The organism is Roseibaca sp. Y0-43 (assembly GCF_020667835.1).
Taxonomy (GTDB): Bacteria; Pseudomonadota; Alphaproteobacteria; order Rhodobacterales; family Rhodobacteraceae; genus Roseinatronobacter.
Map to the genome: position 1 here is coordinate 1 of NZ_JAFMPR010000005.1, position 17,477 is coordinate 17,477.

A 17,477-nucleotide genomic window follows, 5' to 3' on the forward strand; every position below is an offset into this window, starting at 1 on the left:
GCGCCCCGGCGCGCGCGCTCACAGAACCACCTCGACCCGCGCGAAAGGTCCGGGGCCGAAAATGTCCGACACTTGCGCCACCTCGATGGCAAAGGCCACCCCGGCCCCATCGGCGGACAGCATCGCCGCTGTATAGGCGTATTCCGGGCGATCCAGCATTTCCTCGCGCAGCACTTGGGTGCCCAGCCGCACCCGCAGGGCATAGCGCTCATAGGCTTCCGCAAGCGGCACCTCGCTCGTGCCCCACGGATCGCCCCCTTCACGGGTGCGCCGGATCCATGTCACATCCAGCCCGCCCGCCCCATCGGGGCGCGCGCGCAGATGCGCCGGGCGGTACGGGCGCAGGCCCACGCCGCGCGCGGTCAGGGTGAAATCGCGCTGGCTTGCATCGTCAAGCGGTCGGGCCGCCGGGCCGATGCGGTAGCTGCGCTCCACCCCCAGCGCATCGCGCGGCAGCGTAATCTGGCCAAGGCGATCATCCAGCACGACCACAAGCGACCCCTCGGGCCAGTCCAGCGGCATGACCGCGTCCGTGCCCTGTTGGCCCCGCAGCCGGCTGCGCAGGGCGTAGGTATCGGGCGCGACCAGCTCGGCCTCGGCGAATTGGAAGATCTCCCACTCTTCGCCCTGCCCGATTGCCAGCCGGTTCGCACCACCCAACACATCCAGCGGGCTGGCAGACGCCAAGCTTCCGCGCAGCATCCGTACGATCAGCGCCGGACCTTCGTCCCAGCGCCCGCTCGCGGCGGCGGGCAAGGCGCTTTGCGTCACACCAAGGCGCACGGGGGCCGCGATGAGGGCCGACAGCTCGAACGTATCCTCGCCCGTCGCATGATGCAGGGCCACGGCACCGGGCCAGGCGCGGGCCGCGACGCCCAGCCATGGCGCGTGGTCCTGCTCGGCCCCCGGCAGCAGCGGCAGGTCCAGCACCACGGGTTGCACGGGACCGGGTGCGGTGTAGCTGGCCACGCCCATGCCGCCGCCCGTGTCGCCAAAGCCATAGACGCCCGGTTCCACCCGCGTGGCTTCCATCTCGCGCGGGCCGGACAGGGTGGTACGGTCGATGCGCCAAAGCGATTGGCCCGTATCCGTCACGATCTCGACCACGTCGCCCGCGCCCAAGCCAGAGGACGGCGGCAGCGCGAAGCGTGCCGTGTCGCGGGCGACGCGCGCCTCTGTCAGCCAGCGTTCCGCGATCAGCCGCGCCTCGCCATCGGGCAGCACCAGAGGCAGGTCAGAGCCGGACGCGCGCGCGGCGCTGGCATCGGGAAAGACGGCTTCGGCGGTGCGCAGGTCGAAATCGCCCCCTTCGGTGACATAGCCCAGCCGCACCCGGCCCGCATCTTCGGCTTGCGGCGCGCGAATGCGGGTCAACTCGCCGCCATCGGCGCGCACAAGGGCATCCATCCCGATCTGCGCCACCGCGCGCCCGTCACGAGAGATGAAGCGCAACTGCCCGTCGCGTTCCACGGCATCAATACCGTAAGCCAGCATGAGCGATTGCAACATCGCGCGCGGCGCATCGGTAGAGGCCACGGCCATGCCGCGCACCACGCCATGCACGCGGGTCACATCGACCGGCCCCAGCCCGGCGCGCGCGCAAATCTCGGCAATCACCGCATCGAGCGGTTGCGCCGTCGCGCGCCCCGTCACCCAATGCCCGCGCAGCCAGTTCGCGCCATCGGCCCACAGCGCCGTGTTGGCGGGAAACCACGGATAGGGCCGCGCGTCCCATGCCCAAAGATGGGCGCGCGACATGTCCACCATGCGCCCGCCGTAGAATTCCGAGGTCGGGTTATTGGCGGGGCGTGACCAGTAGCGATGGGTGGCGCGCACATATTGCATCTGGATCGTGTCATCTCGCCAGCCGCGCGAGAAATAGGGCGCGAAGCTTTCCGACGATTTCGGGTCCAGAAAGACGTTGGGCTGGTTGGTGCCCCGGTCGATGGCCGCACAGCCGTACTCGGTGAACCAGATGGGCTTCGAGCGCGGCTCCCACGCGGTTTTCTGGGCCGCGCGCACACCGCCCACCCGGTCGTGATGGTCGTTTTCCCACCAGCCGCGAATATCCTTGTAGCGCCAGATCCAGTCCTCGCCCCATTCGCTGTCGTCGCGGATGGGGGTGCGGCGCTGCTGTTCACGGTCAAGCTGGCTGGCATAGAACCAGTCATACCCCTCGCCGCCCGCGACATTGGCGGTCAGGTAGTCAAGGTTGTAGATGCTACCCCAATCGGCATCGGCATGGTCGGTGCCATCGCGCCAATCCGACAGCGGCATGTAATTGTCAATGCCGATCACGTCGATATTGGGGTCGGCCCAAAGCGGGTCCAGATGGAAGAAGCGGTCGCCCTCGGGCGTGATATAGCCGAAATATTCCGACCAGTCGGCGGCATAGGTGATCTTGGTCTCTGGCCCCAGAAGCGCGCGCACCTCGGCGGCCAGCGCGCGCAGGGCGGCGACTGCCGGGAAGCTGTTATTCGCGCCCCGGATCTGCGTCAGCCCGCGCATTTCCGACCCGATGCAAAACGCGTCGACCCCGCCCGCGGCGGCACAAAGGGCCGCTTGGTGCAGGATGAAACGGCGGTAGCGCCAGGCTTGCGGGCCGCTATAGCTGACCGCGCCGGGCGAGATGGTGAAATCGGCGGCGGTTGCGGTGCCGAAGAAGGCCGCGACTTCGCCCTGTGCGGCGGGGGTGCCGTCGGGGCTGCCATCCTGACCCGGTGCCTTGGACGTGGTGATCCGCCCGCGCCATGGCAGAACCGGCTGGTCGGTGGCGTCGGAATAGGGGTCGGGCAGGCCGTTGCCCGCAAGCTGTTCCATCAGGATGAACGGGTAATAGACGACCTTCTGGCCACGCGCCTGCAAGGCCGCGATGGCCTCTATCACCGCGCGGTCAGAGGGGGTGCCGCCATAGACGGGCGCATCGTTCAGCAAGGGCACCTGCGGTGTTTCCGCCGCGACACGGCCCGCGACAGACCACGGGTAATCCGGGGCGTCGCGATCGGGGAATTCGACCTTGGGTTCGATCTGGCACTCGCCCGCGCGCAGGTCAGAGCCGAACCACGACACCACCATCACGGTCGATTGGCAGTTGGGCAATTCGCGCGCCAACGCGTCCAGCCCGGCCAGAATATCTGGCTGGCCGGTGGGTGTGTTCAGGTTCATGGGCGTGTCGGCTTGCTCCAACAGCCCGGCGACAAGGGGCGGCCATTGAAAGCCGGGCTGCCGCTCTTGCGTGAAAACCGGCGTGGTCGCATAGGTGAAATCGCCCGTGCCGGGCATAAGCGCCACGCCCTGCACCTGGCCCGTCATCCCGTCCGGGGCGGCGACCGCGCGCATCACCTCGAACGAGAATTGCGGCACCCGGTTGCCGAAAGCGCCCAGCTCCAGATCCTCGATCACGACATAGGCAATACCGCGATAGGCCGGCGCGTTGCCCGCGCCTTCCACCGCGTCGATCAGCGGGTCGGGCAACTGGTCCTCTGACCCGTCATAGAGGCGGATGTTCAAATCCGACGGCGCGATTTCCTGCCCATCGGCCCAGATACGGCCGATGCCAAGGATCGGCCCTTCGCACAGCGCCACCGCGACAGAGATGGAATAGCTGAACTCGCGCACCGTGGGCCTGCGCACGAATTTGCCGCCCCCGCCGGATTCGGTCACGCTCTCGGCGAACTGGGTCGACCAGATGACCTGCCCGCCCAGCCGCACGCGACCCCAGACCAAGGGCACGGGCGCGCCATCGAGCGCGCCGGTCACGCGCAGCCGCTCGATACGGCCCTGCTCGATGACCTGACTGCCGCCGCCCATCAGGCGCTGGTCGATCACGCGGCCCAGCGTGGCCCCCACCGCGCGCCCGATGACCATGCCCGACAGGCCAAGCACGGCCCCGCCAAAGCTGGAGCCGACAGCCGCACCGACGGCGGAAAGGACAAGAGTTGCCATGGATCACCTATTCATTGTCTGGCACGGGCGGAAATTCGAACCGCGCGATGATGCGCCGCGCCCAAGGGCGGCTGAGGGGGGCACGCACAACGCCCGCGCGCGGGCAGGCATGGATAAAGCCCTGCCCGCCATCGCATTGCACACCCAGATGCTTGGCCCGCGCATTGGGGGCCAGTCGAAACAGCAGCACCTGCCCATCGGCGGGCGCATCTGCGGGCCACATATGGCGGCGAAGCGCGTCCAGAAGCGGCTCTCCCGCGCCGGCTTCGGCCCATGTCGGGCTATAGGGGGGCGGCAGTTCGGCCTCTGCCCCGTAGCGCGCGCGCCAGATGCCCCGGATCAGCCCAAGGCAATCCGCGCCCACGCCAAGGCGGCTAGCCCTATGGCAATAGGGCGTGCCAAGCCAGTCCATGGCCAGCGCCACCGGATCGCGCGTCAGCGCCGCCATGGGCCACCGGTATTGGCCGCGCCCGCCTTGGGATAGGCGGTCAGCCAGTCCTCGCCGGGGATATGCGGGAAGCCGCGGAAATTCAGGAAATTGGCGAACTTGTTGCGGCAAGTGGCGGCTTGCTTGTCGCAGCCCGCTTCCAGCCGGAACAGATCGCCCGTCGCCACCGGCGCGCGCAAACTGTCCCACAGCGTGATCTGGCGGCGCGCGCCTTGGGCGCGGTCGAGCCGGATCAGCGCGACTAGCCCTTCGGCCGCGCCCGACAGCGCCGTGATGCGGCCATGCGTGAACCAGCCGGGGGTGAAACTGTCCAAACCGTCGAACAGCAGCACATCTTCGGCCATCCCGGCGAGTGCAACCTCTGCCGAGAACCCGGTCTGGCCCGTGTCGAACCGGCACGCGCCGTCACCCAGCACGGCAGAGCAGGACGCGTGATAGACCCGCCCGCCCTGTTGGCCCAAGGCCTCGGACAGGCCGCGCAGCTCGGCCCGGAACGCCGCGCCGCTGCGCGTGATCTCGCCAAGCGAGCCGCGAAACAGCACGCGGCGCTCGGCCACGTCCTGCCAGTTCACTTCCCATATCGTCAGCTCGGCACCGTCATAGCGGCCCGCCAGAATGTCGGCCTCTGTCAGGCCCGCATCGCGCAGCGCGCCCACGGCTTCGGAATTGTCCACCGCCAGCCCTGTCACCTGTTCCAGCGCGCGCGCGGTCAACCCCGCTTCGGCGCGAAAGGTGATGCCCTGAAACCGCATGTCGCGGTCATGGTCGGTAAAGCCAAGGGTCTGCCCATCGGCGCGGACCAGCGCCCAGGCGCGCGCGACCGTGGTCGTGCCCGTTGCCAGATGCTCTGCAAGGGTCATTGCCGCACCTCCAGCACCGGAACCGAAGGCAGGCTGCCCGCCTTGAAGCTAGCGACAGAGACCTGCACAAGGTCGGTGTCAAACCGCACCGGCACGTCGAACTCGAAACCCGCGCGCACCTCTGCGCCCACATCCGGCGGGCGGGTGAAGGTCACGCGCCCGGTGGCTGTGTCGACCGTGTAGTCATCGCCCAAGGTCAGCGCGGTCTGGCCCACGCCCGCCAACACGCTGCCCGCGACGGGCTTGGTGATGGTGCGGTAGACGGTCTGCGCGCCCGACGCATAGGCCTTGCGCAACTGGAACGCGCGCGTCACGCCGTCGCCCGTGCCGATCAACTGGTCAAAGGCGGTGATGGGGCTGGATGCCATGGCAGAGCGATAATCCGACCAATCCTTCCAGCGAAACCCGTGCAGGCGGCCTTGGCGGGCCTCGAAAAAGGCGATCATGGCTTCCAGATCGTCCAGCGCGCGCAGGCCCGCGCCCGCGTCATAACGGCGGCGCGAGGCCGACCACGGCGTGTTGCGCTCCTCGAATCCATTGGCCAGTTCGACAATCTCCGTGCGCCGCTCGGGCCCGCCAAGCGCGCCGAAACTCAGATTGGCTGGAAAGCGAATTTCGTGGAAAGCCATGGGCTTGTTCCCCTATCTTCAAGCGTTGCGTTGGCCGCGCGACAACAGCCGCGCCATCTGCGCCGCGATCTGCGTTTGCGAGCGTTCGAACCCCGCCACATCGGGGGTCGAGATGTTGAAGGTCACATTCACCGGCTGCCCGCCGCCGCCCGCGCGCACGCCAAGCCGCCCGTCCGCGCCGCGTTGCAGCGGCAGGATCGCTTCCGGCCCCGCCTCGCCCATCAGGCCTGTGGTGCCGCCGCGCATGGGAAACGCGGTCGCCTGGCTGATGACGCCACCCTGCGCGAAGGGCAGAATGGACGACATCGCACCGCTTACGCCTTGCGCCAGAAAGCCGCCAAGCGCGGTCTGCACCGGCTTCATCGCGGCGTTATAGACGCTGTCGATCATGGTCTGGGCAATGCCGCGCAGCGCGTCTTGCAGGCGCATCCCGTCGAAGATCACGCCGTCGAACGCGCGCCGCAAACCGCCCGCGAAATTGCGCGACAACCCGTCCACCTCGCGCGAGGTGAAGGTCATCGACCGGCCCAGATTGGCCAATTCGCTGTCGAATTCCGCGACCAAGCTGTTGGCCTGGCCCAAGCGCAATTCAAGCGCCGCGATCTGTTGCTCGAACTCAGAGGGGGTTGCCATCGCTCTGTCCTTTCACGGTGTCGGGGTAGCGCGCGGCCAGATCGTCCAGCCGCGCACGGGTCAGCGGCCCGGCACTGGCATCGAGCCCCGCCATCAAAAGCAGTTCCGCAGGCGTCAGCGCCCAGAAATCACGCGGATGCAGGCGCAACTGGCGCAAACCCAGCCGCATCAGCGCAGGCCAGTCGAGCGCGGTCGTGTTGTGGGTCATGGCGCTGCAAAGGCGCGGGCAAGGGCCAAGGCCGCGGCGCGGGCGCAGGCGGGCATACCGCCCGCGATCTCGACCGTCATCAGGTCCGCCGCCTGCCCCTGCCAGCCGCCCCCGCGCAAGCCCGCCACGATGATCGCCAGCACGTCACGGCTGGCGATCTGGCCGCTTTCCAGCCGCGTGACCAGATCCAGCACGGTTTCGCCCTGCAAGCCCGCTGCCAGCTCTGCCAGCGCGCCAAGGGTCAGGCGCAGGGTGTGCGGCTGGCCGTTCAGAACCAGCTCGACCTCTCCCGCATAGGGGTTTGCCATCAGGCACCCCCGTCGATGATGAAGTCCAACTGTCCGGCGCTGGCCAGCGACAGCTCGAACGTGGCCTCGCCATTATAGCTACCCGCGTAATCAAGGCCGGTAATCTGGAACGCCCCTTCGATGATGCCGAAATCGGGGATGATGACCTGGAAATCTGGCGTCTCGCCATTGAAGAAGATGGCGCGCGCGCGCTCGTCGGTGCCCGCATCGCGAAACACCCCCGCGCCAGAGATCGAGGCAGATTTCACACCCGCGCCCCCCAGCAATTCGCGCCAGCCCCCTTGGCTGGAAAGTGACGTGACATCAACGGTTTCCGCGTTGAAGCTGATGCGCGTGGCGCGCAGGCCCGCGACGGTTTCGAACTGGCCGTCGCCGGTCATATCCACCTTCACCAGCAGGTCTTTTCCGTTTTGTGCGCCCATCTGGGTGCCCTCCGTATGTTGAAATCAGTCCTCGACCCGCGCGCGAAAGCGCAGGTCGATGCGGCGGGTCTGGTCGCCTTCGATCTTGCGGGCTTCAGCCCGGTCGAACCACAGCGCCACCAGCCGCCCGCGCGAGAGCGTGAGCCCAGGCGCATCCAGCACCTCGGCAATGCGGGCGGCGATCTGCTTGGCGGGCAGAAAGCCCGTGGCATTGGTCAGCACGCTGATGGTCAGCCGGTGCTCTGCGCCGTGGCCGGTTTTGTCGGATTGGTCCGTCACCTCTTCGGGGCCGATCAGCGCATAGGTTGCGGGCGGCGTGGCGGGCGGGATCGCGTCATAGATCGCGCCGCCGAGAGCCGTGCCCAGCTCGGCATCCGCCGACAGGTGCTGAAAGATCGCCGCTTGCAGCGCGGGGGCAAGGTGATAGCTCATGCCGGCAACTCCTCTTCAGCGGTGCAGTCCAAATAGCGACCCTGCGCATCGGCTTCTGCCACCGACAGGATGCGGTAGATGCGCAGGCCTTCCACAAAGCGCTGTCCGGGGCGCGGGCGGCGATCGGTGCCAAAAGGCGCGGCCCGCAGCGTGATGCGCAGCCGTACCTCGCCCGAGGGGCCGAGCGCGCCCAGCCGTTCCTGCCCGCTGCGCGCGTCGATCGCGGCCCAATGCGTGCCCAGCGCGGTCCATGTGGTCGAAAAGCCGCCCGCGCCATCGGGGGTGGCGACCGGGCTTTCCAGCACCAGCGCGCGGCCGAGGTTCGGGGCGCTCATACCCGCCCCCCAAGGCGCAGGTCGCGCCAGCGTTCCAGAAGCGTGCGCACGCCGAAATCAAGGTCTTCGGACGCGCCACCATCGCGGGATTCGTAGCTTTGCGCGGCCAGCAACAACACGGCTTGGCGCAGATCGGCGGGAACGTCCTCCCAGATGCCGAACCCCGCAGTCAGGGTGACAACCGCCTGCCCGCCCGTGGGGATGGGCGGCAAGATGCTGCCCGTGGGCACAAGGCGCGGGCGCGGGCCATCGGCCTGCAAGGCGTAGCGCGCCGGGTCCACCGGAGTGCTTGCGCCCTCGCGGTTGACCAGCGCCACAGCGGCCACCGCAGTGACCGGCGCAATCGGCAGAACCTGCCCGCAATCGGACCGCCAGCGCACCAGCCGCAACGTGAAATCGCGCGCCAGCAATGCGCGGCCCGTGCGCGCCTCGACCGTGGCCATCGCCGCGCGCAGGTATTGCTCCAGCAGCGTGTCCTGCGTGGTGTCATCGGCAAACCCGCTCGACAGGCGCAGATGCTCGCGAAAGGCGGCAATCGGCAGGGCGGATAGCGGAACCGGGCTGATCTGGGTCAGGTCCATGAAAGCCTCTTTGCGTGAAAAACAGAACAGATGGGCGCGGCCCCGTGACCGGGGGACAGGGCTGCCACAAGGGCGCGCGCCCGACCCCGCCGCGCGCGAACGCGACGGGGAACTTGCGCCTTAGCTCAGGCCGAATTTCAAAAGCTTGATTGCCTTGAAATCCGACACATCGCCGCCCACGCGCTTGGTGGCATAGAACAGCACATGCGGCTTGGCGCTGAACGGGTCACGCAGCACGCGCATGTCGGGACGTTCGGCAATGGTGTAGCCCGCGTTGAAATCACCAAAGGCAATGGCGTAGCTGTCGGACGCGATGTCGGGCATGTCCTCGGCCACCAGCACGGGGTAGCCCATCAGGCGCGCGGGCTCGCCAGAGGCCAGACCGTCCGACCACAGGAAGCGGCCATCGGCGTCCTTCATCTTGCGCACGGCGCCGGCGGTTTTCGAATTCATCACGAAAACCGCGTTCGCGCGGTAGCTTGCGCCCAGCGCATAGACCAGGTCCACGATGGAATCGGCGGCATTGGTGGCGGCGAAATCGCCATCGGCACCGGTGGCGATATAGCCAAGATTGCCCCAATCCCACAGCGCATCATCCACCGCCGTGTGGTTCAGGAAGCCGCGCGGCTTGTCCACGCCATCGCCATTGATGAAGGCGGCGGCTTCCGCACGGGCGAATTTGCCCGCGATGCGGTCTGCCAGCCAACCTTCGATGTCGAAAGCGCTGTCATCCAGCAGGCGCTGGCTGGCCTTGGGCATGGCCGACAATTCGTGCAGCCGGATCGAGATGCGGTCAATCGTCGGCGTGTCGGATTCCGCCACGCTGCCCGATTCCGTCGCCCAACCCGAAGAGATGTCGGTGTGATCGACCAACACGTCGAACGACGTGCTTTCGACCATCACGACCGACGCAATCGCGCGGATGGACGCCGCGTTGTGCAGCACGCCGCGAATGGTCGCCGCCGTGGCCGGATCGACCAGATAGCCGCCTTCTGCCGCGACAGAGGTGTTCAGCCCCTTCGCTTCCAGTTGCAGCCCGCGCAGATCGGCCTCGTTGCCGGAACGCAGATAGGCGTCAAACGCCTTGTGATGCAGGGTATCGGCCGCGTCAGAGCGGTCCAGAACGGGGCGGGCGGGGGAAAGGGCTGTTTTGCGGTCCAGCATGGTCAGTCGCTCTTCGGTTTGGGAAAGTTTGCGTGTGATCTCGGCCTGAAACGCATCGAACTCGGCGGCAAAGCCGTTCCATGCGGTTTTCAGTTCCAGCGTCGTCTCTGGGGCGTCAGTCGGTTCGGGCGCAGCAAGCTGGCCCGCGGCCTGTGGCGCGGGGTGGGTCATGGGTCGTCTCTCCTATGACAAACGGTGATCTATGATCTGGGATGACCCTATCGCGGGCGGCCCAAGATCGGGTGAAGGCAGCGTGCGCTGGCCGCGCAACGGGCCTAAAGTGCGGCCAGCGCCGCCCGCGCGGCCCGCAGTTTTGCGGTCAGAAGCGACAGATCGTCCAGATCGTCGGACTTGCGATCAATCCGCGCGGTGCTCTGCATGGGGAATGTCACAAGGCTGACTTCCCACAGGTCCAACTCGATCAAGCGGCGCCCGCCGCCGGGCAGCTTTTCGGCACGAAGCGTGCGGTAGCCGATAGACAAGCCATCCACCGCCCCCGCCGCCAAAAGCGCCTGCGCTTCGCGCGCGCGGGCCACATCGGGCAAGAGGCGGCCCTTCACATACAGGCCCACCGCATCCTCGCGCACCTCGTCCCAGATCCCGATGGGCTGGGCGGGGTCGTGCTGCCACAGCATCCGCACCTTCTCGCCCGCTGCCGCCAACCGCGCGAGCGACCCGGCATAAGCGCCCGCCACCACCGTATCGCCGCCCCGGTCGCGCTGACCGAAGACGCTGGCATAGCCTGCAATCTCGTGGCCTTCGACGACACGCAAACCCGGCTCGGGGCGGATGAATTTATATTCCAACATGGGCTAACCCTTTCTCATGTCGTCATCTGCACCAGCGCCAAAGCGCCGTGCATCAAAACCCCGGCGGCCACGCCATAGACGGCCAGCCACAAGCGCCGCTCCAGCCGCTCGACAGCCGCTTCCAGCCGCACCATGCGGAATTCCAGCGCCTCCTTGCGCGCCTCGAACACGCGTTCCTGCGCGTCGATGCGGGCCTGCGCGGCCTCGAAACTGTCATACAGAAACCGCGAGCCGCCGACCTGACGGCGCGCGCTCATTGCTCCTCCAGTCGCGGCGGCAGGCCCAAGAGGGCGCGCTTCTCGGCATCGGTCAGGAAAGACGCCTCGCCCACGCGCCGCCACTGCTGGTCACGCTCGACCGCGAGCGCCGGCACCTGATCCAGATCGGGGCGCAGCGTCACATCGCCCGGCACGAAATGCGACAGCCAATGCGACAGCGACGCGGCCACCTGCGTGGCCATTGGCAGCACGGTCAGGCGGTAGAAAGCACGGTTCGCTTCCTGGTAATTGGCATAGGTCGCGTCCCCCGGAATCCCCAGCAACATGGGCGGCACCCCGAAGGCGATCGCGATCTCGCGCGCCGCCGCTTCCTTGGTTTTCTGAAATTCCATGTCCGAAGGCGAAAAGCCCATCGGCTTCCAATCTAGGCCCCCATCCAGCAGCATCGGGCGGCCCGCATTGCGCGCGCCCTGATGATGCGCCTCCATCTCGGCTTACAAGCGGTCATACTGGTCTTGCGTAAGGCTGCCATGACCATCCACACCGCGATAGACAATCGCACCCGTCGGCCGCGCGGCATTGTCCAAAAGCCCCTTGGACCATACCGAGGCCGCGTTGTGCACATCGACCGCGCGGGCCGCCGCTTCCAGTGGCGACAAGCCGTAATGGTCATCTTGCGGATGAAACGAGCGGATATGACAGATCGGCCCCACGCCATCTTGCATGGCAAAGCGGTGCGACCGCCCGCCGACGCGGTATTCATACCCTACCGGCCAGCCATCGGGGCCGGGAATAACCCGCATCCGGTCGGCGCGCAGGATGTGCAATTCCTGCACGCCCCCCGCCGCGTCCGGCACCGCTTCGACATAGGCATTCCCCGACAGCAAAAGCTGGCCATAAAGCGCCTCCAGCAGCTCTGCCCGTCCCTGCCCCGGATTGGGCCGCGCCAGCAGGTCCAGAAGCAGATGGCGCTCGTATCGCGCCTCTGCATCTTGCAGCACAAGGGGAAGCGCGGCAGCGGCCTCGGCAATCAGCCGCACCGCGCGAAAGCCCACGGGGTTGCCGATAAAGCCCGCACGCGCCAGCGACACCCCGTCGCGCATCTGGCCGACGGCCCCCACCCCTTCGGGCAACCGTGCGCCCAGCCGTCCGGCCATCAGCGGGCCGACGGCACTCGCCTTGGCCTCGACCACCGCATCGCCGGCATTTTCGGGCGCACGCCCCTTGCGCAGGAAATCGAACATATCCGCTTCTCCAAAACCTGCCCCCTTCATCCTTGGACAAATATCCTCGGGGGGCGCGGGGGGCAGACAGCCCCCCGCCTGCATGGATCAAACCCTAACGGCGGGATGTGAAGATCCCCCTAGCCCAGCGTACGCAGCTTCGGCTGCGACCAGCGCGCGGCAGGCGCGAGCATCAGTTCATGCAAGGCCCAGACCAGCGCATCCACCCGGTCGGGGCTGCCTTGGCCGGTAAAGCCTTGCGCGGTCATCAGCCCCATCTGGTCCTCGAGCGCGCGCAGATCCCCGGCGTGGAACACGCGGCCCTGCTCATACAAGGCGGCCACGGGTTCCGCCCGCACCGCCTTGCCGCGTGCGGCATGAACGGCGCGGTAAGGCACCAGCGGGTCCACTTGCCGTAGCACTTCACCCACAAGGTTCCCGCCCTGGTTCACCTCGGCCACGATGCGGTCGGCCCCGTGGCGGCGCGCGGCGTCAATGGCTGCCTGCGCCCATGCGGTGGGCGACGTCGCGCGCAAGGACGCATCCTCCAACACATAGGCGCGCCATTCGGCGGGCGGCCCCTCGGCCAACACGCCCGCGACGACGATCCCGCACAGGTCAGACCCCGCGCCCGACGACACCGCCGGGTCCACCGCGACCACCACGCGGGTCAGCCCCGGCACCTCGCGCACGCGGGCGCGGGCCAACAGCTCCAAGGGCCAGAGCGTGCCCTCGGCATCGGCCAGAAGCGCGCCGTCCAATTCCTGCCGCTCCAGATGCGTGCCCTTGTAGCGCGCGCGGATTTCTTCAAGGAAGGACGCCGCCAGCCACGCCCGGTTGGCCTCGGTGGCGGCATGGGTCATCACGGTCGAGGGCGCGGCGAGGATCGCCTTCAGCGTCGGCTGATTGCGCGGCGTCGTCGTGACCAACTGGCGCGGATGCGTGCCCAGCCGCAACGCGAATTGCAGCATGTCCCATGTGTCCTCGGCGCGCGGCCATTTCGCCAGCTCGTCGCACCATGCCGCGTCGAATTGCGGCCCGCGCAGCGCCTCGGGGTCGGACGCGCTGAACACCTGCGCAATCGCGCCATTGGGCCAGACCAGGCGGCGGCGCGTGGCCTCCCATTGCGGCAGGCGGTCGGGCGGCGAGCAGGCAAGGATGCCACTGTCGCCGAACACCATCACCTCGCGCGCCTGGTCATAGGTTTCGGCCAAGAGCGCCACACGCCGCGCGGCCCCCGCATCCATCGGCCCCGCCCCTTCGACCTGCGCGCGCACCCATTCGGCACCCGCCCGCGTCTTGCCCGCACCGCGCCCGCCAAGGCAGACCCATGTGCGCCAGTCGCCCTCGGGGGGCAATTGGTGCGGGGCGGCCCAGAAGGAAAACAGCCACGGCAGGCTGGCCAAGGCGTTGTCGCTCAACCCCTCAAGAAAGCTCTGCTGCACCGCCGGCAGTGCGCAGGCGATCCAGTCGGCGGGCGATCTCGTCTCGGGCGGCATCAAGGTCGAGGGCGGCGCCCCCTCCGACCGGGCCGAGACCCTTGAGCTTTTGAATATTGGCACGTTCATGGTAAGCAATCTCCAGGGCTTTGCGCAGGCTGCGGAACTCTTCGGCAAGCTCCTTCCCGGTCTGCGGCGTGATCTCGTCATAACCCTCCAGCAACCGCGTCAGCCGCGCGATGCTGAGGGCCAGCAACTGCTCGGAATAGGACACCATGTTTTCCGGCGTCGGCCCTTCCGGGGGCCTGTGGCTTGTGCTCATTCGGTCTGCCTGTGCTGATGGTCCCCCTTGCGCTAGGGCGCAGCGGGCAGAGTAGCGAGCGGCCATGAACACCCCGTTGCGCGCCCGTGCGCTGGCCCGACTCCGTGCGTTGTGAAAGAGCGGCGTGGCCCCAAAGTGCTGAAGATGTCGAGCCCCAGCGCGACAACCCGCGACCGCCCGCCTCCCAGGCGGGCGCGGGTTTCCAGCACCCAGCTCGGGCGGTCGCGGATTGTCTGCGCCTCACGCAACCGGGTGACGTAACAAAGCCCCCCTTGCACCCCTGCCCGCATCGCCTATCCTTTGCCCCAACGAGGGGAGCATCACCATGCAGGCATTCGGAAAATCTCAGGGCGGCACACGGCGCGAGGATATTCGGTTTCTGACCGGGCAAGGCCGTTACCTTGCCGACATTGCCCCAGCGAACGCCCTGCACGCCGTCTTCCTGCGCGCGCCCGTGGCCCATGCCCGGATCACCACGCTCGATGTCGACGACGCCCGCGCCCTGCCCGGCATTCGCGCCATCATCACCGGCGCGGACCTGATCGCCATGGGGATTACCGCGTCGGTCTATGCCATAACCCTGCCAGACACGCGCGGAGGCAAGGGCGCAGCCCCGCACCGCCCCATTCTGGCCCATGACACCCTGCGCCATGTGGGCGAGCCGGTGGCGCTGGTTGTAGCCGACACGCGCGAGGCGGCGATGGACGCGCTGGATGCCATCACGCTCGACTATGACGACCTGCCCGTGTCGCTGTCGCTCACCCCCGGCGGGCCGGAAATCCACCCCGAGGCGCCCGGCAACCTTGCCCTCGACTGGCGCTTGGGCGCGGCCGATGCGGTGGACGCGGCCTTTGCAAAAGCGGCCCATATCACCAAGCTGGACGTGCGCCAAAACCGCGTGACCGCCGCCCCGATAGAGCCGCGCGCGGCAATGGCCGAGTGGGACGGCACCCGTCTGCACATGGCGTTCAACGGCCAAGGCGTTTGGCGGCTGAAATCGGAACTGGCGGCGGCGCTGGCGCTCGACCCTGAGAACGTGCATGTCACCACACCCGATGTGGGCGGGGGCTTTGGCATGAAGGTCATGGTCTATCCCGAACATTACGCGCTCGCGGCGGCGGCACGGCAGATCGGCCAGCCCATCTTGTGGGTGGCAGAGCGCGGGGAATCCATCGCATCCGACAATGGCGCGCGCGACCTGAGCAGCACGGCAGAACTGGCGTTTGACGCGGATCACAAGATCATCGGCTACCGCGTCCGTTCGCGCGTGAATCTTGGCGCGTATAACTCGCAATTCGGCCAGAACATCCAGACGGTGCTGTTTTCCAAGGTGCTGACCGGGGTCTATGACATCCCGGCGGCAGAGATGCATGTGCAGGCGGTCTACACCAACACCACCCCGGTCGATGCCTATCGCGGCGCCGGCCGGCCCGAGGCGGTCACGCTTCTGGAGCGCACGCTCGACATGGCCGCACGCGAGCTTGGCGTGTCGCCCTTCGAATTGCGCGCGCGCAATGTCATCGCGCCCGACAAGCTGCCCTATAAAACGCCCATGGGCGAAACGATCGACGTGGGCGAGTTCGCCCGCCTTCTGCACCGCGCACGCGACTTGGGCGATGCAGCGGGCTTTCCCGCGCGCCGTGCCGCCAGCGCCGAAAAGGGGCTGCTGCGCGGCATGGGGCTGGCCTATTATGTCGAGGCGATCTTGGGCGACACCTCGGAAAACGCGGCGCTGGAATTTACAGAGGATGGGCGCGTGCGGCTGTTCGTGGGCACCCAATCGAACGGGCAAGGGCATGAGACCGTATTCGCCCGCTACCTCGCCGATCTGACCGGCATCGAAGAAGAGCTGATAGAGATCGTCCAAGGCGACAGCGACCTGATCGCGCGTGGCGGTGGCACCGGTGGCTCGCGTTCTGTAACCGTGCAATCGACCGCCACCTTCCAGATGACGAAAACCATGGTCGCGGCCTTTGCCGATTTTCTGGCCCGCCACACCGGCGCGGGACCGTTCGAATTTGAAAGCGGCATTTTCGCCGCTCCCGGCACCAACCAGCGTTTCACCTTGCTGGAAGCCGCCGAAATCGCCCGCCGCGAGGGTTCGCCGGACCTGTTGCGCCATGACGCGCGCATCACGCTCGATGACCGTTGCTACCCAAATGGCGCGCATCTGTGCGAGGTCGAGATCGACCCAGAAACCGGCGCGCTGCGGCTGGACCGCTATCTGGCGGTGGATGATTTCGGCAACCTCATGCACCCCATGCTGGCCGAGGGGCAAGTGCATGGCGGCATTGCCCAAGGCTTTGGGCAAGCGGTGCTGGAAGATCTGGCGCTGGACGAAGACGGGCAAATCCTGTCGGGCAGCTTCATGGATTACGCCATGCCGCGCGCCAGCGACCTGCCGATGATCGGCTTCGAAAGCGTGCCGGTGCCGTCCAAGAACAACCCCTTGGGCATGAAGGGCTGCGGCGAGGCCGGGACCGTCGGCGCGCTGGCCGCGCTGTCGAACGCCGCGCTCGATGCGCTTTGGGATCAGGGCGTGCGCCATGTCGATATGCCGCTGACACCCCAGCGCATCTGGGGCTGGCTGCAACAGGCCAAGGCGCAGGCTTGAGCGACGCGATGCCGTTCGACCGGATCGCCGTTCTGGACTGGTCGGCGGCAAGCAAACCCAAGACGGGGCGCGATTCCATTTGGCTGGGCGTGAGCGGACCGGATGGCACGCGGGCAGAAAACCACCCGACCCGCACAGTGGCAGAGGCCGCGCTGCACGCCTTGGTGCGGGATACGCTGGCACAGGGGCAACGGCTGCTTCTGGCCTGCGATTTGTCCTTCGGCTTTCCCACGGGCTTTGCCGAAACCGTGACCGGGCGTGCGCAGGCCTTAGCAGTCTGGGACTGGTTGGGCACGCATATCCAAGACACCCCCGGCAATAGCCATAACCTGCGCGAGGTCGCGGCGCGCGCAAATGCCCACTTCCCCGGCGGTGGCCCGTTCTGGGGCAATGGCGCAAAGCTAGATGTGCCGGGACTGCCCCGCCGCAAACCCGCCTTGCCCGACAATCTGGCCGAATTCCGCGCGACCGAACACCATGCCCGCGCCCAAGGACTTTACCCCAAATCCTGCTGGCAGCTTTCGGGCGCGGGCGCGGTGGGCGCGCAAAACCTGGTCGGCCTGCCGGTTCTGGCGCGCCTGCGCCAATCCGCCCCCGGCGCGGTGGCGGTCTGGCCGTTCGAAGACCCCGACACTCCCATCGTGCTCGTTGAAACCTATACCGCGCTGGTCGATGGTCCCGTGCGCGCGGCTGACCCGGCACTGGTGCGCGATGCGGCGCAGGTGTCGCTTCTGGCGCGGGCCTTCATGGCCATGACCCACGCAGGCACCCTGCCCCGGCTTTTCGCGCCTCCACCTGCCAATGCCCCGCCAGAGGAAGGCTGGATCTTCGGCCTTGGGCATGGGGCAGAGCTTGTGGCGCATCTGTCAAACGCTTGACACGCAAGG

Annotated in this window: 18 protein-coding genes and 1 pseudogene; 2 read left to right on the forward strand and 17 right to left on the reverse strand. The window is 67.5% G+C overall.

Annotated features, from left to right (window positions below; all coding sequences use genetic code 11):
• Positions 1-18: 18 nt before the first annotated feature.
• The 17 genes and pseudogenes from J1C52_RS07275 to J1C52_RS07355 all read right to left on the reverse strand — a co-directional run bounded on the left by J1C52_RS07275 (position 19) and on the right by J1C52_RS07355 (position 13,976).
• A complete protein-coding gene (locus J1C52_RS07275; protein WP_227427280.1) occupies positions 19-3,945 on the reverse strand; it encodes a baseplate multidomain protein megatron in 3,927 nt (1,308 codons plus the stop codon).
• Between the two features lie 7 nt (positions 3,946-3,952).
• A complete protein-coding gene (locus tag J1C52_RS07280) occupies positions 3,953-4,393 on the reverse strand; it encodes a peptidase (RefSeq protein WP_227427281.1) in 441 nt (146 codons plus the stop codon).
• Positions 4,381-5,253: a DUF2163 domain-containing protein gene (locus J1C52_RS07285; protein ID WP_227427282.1), complete on the reverse strand. Its 873-nt coding sequence runs from the start codon at positions 5,251-5,253 to the stop codon at positions 4,381-4,383. Before J1C52_RS07285 ends, J1C52_RS07280 begins: the two co-directional genes overlap by 13 nt.
• Positions 5,250-5,882 carry a DUF2460 domain-containing protein gene (locus tag J1C52_RS07290; RefSeq protein ID WP_227427283.1) on the reverse strand — a complete coding sequence of 211 codons (633 nt, stop codon included), beginning with the start codon at positions 5,880-5,882 and terminating at the stop codon, positions 5,250-5,252. Before J1C52_RS07290 ends, J1C52_RS07285 begins: the two co-directional genes overlap by 4 nt.
• 18 nt (positions 5,883-5,900) lie before the next feature.
• Positions 5,901-6,515, reverse strand: a complete 615-nt coding sequence (locus J1C52_RS07295; protein WP_227427284.1) for a phage tail tape measure protein — start codon at positions 6,513-6,515, stop codon at positions 5,901-5,903.
• The gene (locus tag J1C52_RS07300) at positions 6,499-6,723 is read right to left on the reverse strand and encodes a rcc01693 family protein (protein WP_227427285.1); all 225 of its coding nucleotides are present in this window, start codon (positions 6,721-6,723) and stop codon (positions 6,499-6,501) included. The genes J1C52_RS07295 and J1C52_RS07300 overlap by 17 nt, the downstream gene beginning before the upstream one ends.
• Positions 6,720-7,031 carry a gene transfer agent family protein gene (locus J1C52_RS07305; protein ID WP_227427286.1) on the reverse strand — a complete coding sequence of 104 codons (312 nt, stop codon included), beginning with the start codon at positions 7,029-7,031 and terminating at the stop codon, positions 6,720-6,722. Before J1C52_RS07305 ends, J1C52_RS07300 begins: the two co-directional genes overlap by 4 nt.
• Entirely contained in the window at positions 7,031-7,453 is a 423-nt protein-coding gene (locus J1C52_RS07310) for a phage major tail protein, TP901-1 family (RefSeq protein ID WP_227427287.1), read from the reverse strand. Before J1C52_RS07310 ends, J1C52_RS07305 begins: the two co-directional genes overlap by 1 nt.
• 24 nt (positions 7,454-7,477) lie before the next feature.
• Positions 7,478-7,885, reverse strand: a complete 408-nt coding sequence (locus tag J1C52_RS07315; RefSeq protein ID WP_227427288.1) for a DUF3168 domain-containing protein — start codon at positions 7,883-7,885, stop codon at positions 7,478-7,480.
• Entirely contained in the window at positions 7,882-8,220 is a 339-nt protein-coding gene (locus J1C52_RS07320) for a head-tail adaptor protein (protein WP_227427289.1), read from the reverse strand. Before J1C52_RS07320 ends, J1C52_RS07315 begins: the two co-directional genes overlap by 4 nt.
• A complete protein-coding gene (locus J1C52_RS07325; RefSeq protein WP_227427290.1) occupies positions 8,217-8,801 on the reverse strand; it encodes a head-tail connector protein in 585 nt (194 codons plus the stop codon). Before J1C52_RS07325 ends, J1C52_RS07320 begins: the two co-directional genes overlap by 4 nt.
• 120 nt (positions 8,802-8,921) lie before the next feature.
• Positions 8,922-10,136, reverse strand: a complete 1,215-nt coding sequence (locus J1C52_RS07330) for a phage major capsid protein (protein WP_227427291.1) — start codon at positions 10,134-10,136, stop codon at positions 8,922-8,924.
• A gap of 104 nt (positions 10,137-10,240) precedes the next feature.
• The gene (locus tag J1C52_RS07335) at positions 10,241-10,774 is read right to left on the reverse strand and encodes an HK97 family phage prohead protease (protein ID WP_227427292.1); all 534 of its coding nucleotides are present in this window, start codon (positions 10,772-10,774) and stop codon (positions 10,241-10,243) included.
• A 14-nt stretch (positions 10,775-10,788) separates the two neighbouring features.
• On the reverse strand, positions 10,789-11,031 hold the full coding sequence (locus J1C52_RS07340) for a GTA head formation protein, RCAP_rcc01685 family (RefSeq protein ID WP_227427293.1): 243 nt from the start codon (positions 11,029-11,031) through the stop codon (positions 10,789-10,791).
• Positions 11,028-12,236: pseudogene (locus J1C52_RS07345) on the reverse strand (phage portal protein). The gene J1C52_RS07340 and the pseudogene J1C52_RS07345 overlap by 4 nt, the downstream one beginning before the upstream one ends.
• Positions 12,237-12,355: 119 nt before the next feature.
• Positions 12,356-13,714: a DNA-packaging protein gene (locus J1C52_RS07350; RefSeq protein ID WP_227427294.1), complete on the reverse strand. Its 1,359-nt coding sequence runs from the start codon at positions 13,712-13,714 to the stop codon at positions 12,356-12,358.
• Positions 13,641-13,976, reverse strand: a complete 336-nt coding sequence (locus J1C52_RS07355; RefSeq protein ID WP_227427295.1) for a hypothetical protein — start codon at positions 13,974-13,976, stop codon at positions 13,641-13,643. The genes J1C52_RS07350 and J1C52_RS07355 overlap by 74 nt, the downstream gene beginning before the upstream one ends.
• A 325-nt stretch (positions 13,977-14,301) precedes the next feature.
• Here J1C52_RS07355 and J1C52_RS07360 point away from each other — a divergent pair, with 325 nt between their 5' ends.
• Positions 14,302-16,590 (forward strand): xanthine dehydrogenase family protein molybdopterin-binding subunit, encoded by a 2,289-nt coding sequence (locus J1C52_RS07360; protein WP_227427296.1) that lies wholly within the window; start codon positions 14,302-14,304, stop codon positions 16,588-16,590.
• Positions 16,587-17,468, forward strand: coding sequence for a molybdopterin guanine dinucleotide synthesis (locus J1C52_RS07365; RefSeq protein ID WP_227427297.1), 882 nt, complete (start codon positions 16,587-16,589; stop codon positions 17,466-17,468). The genes J1C52_RS07360 and J1C52_RS07365 overlap by 4 nt, the downstream gene beginning before the upstream one ends.
• Positions 17,469-17,477 lie beyond the last annotated feature (9 nt).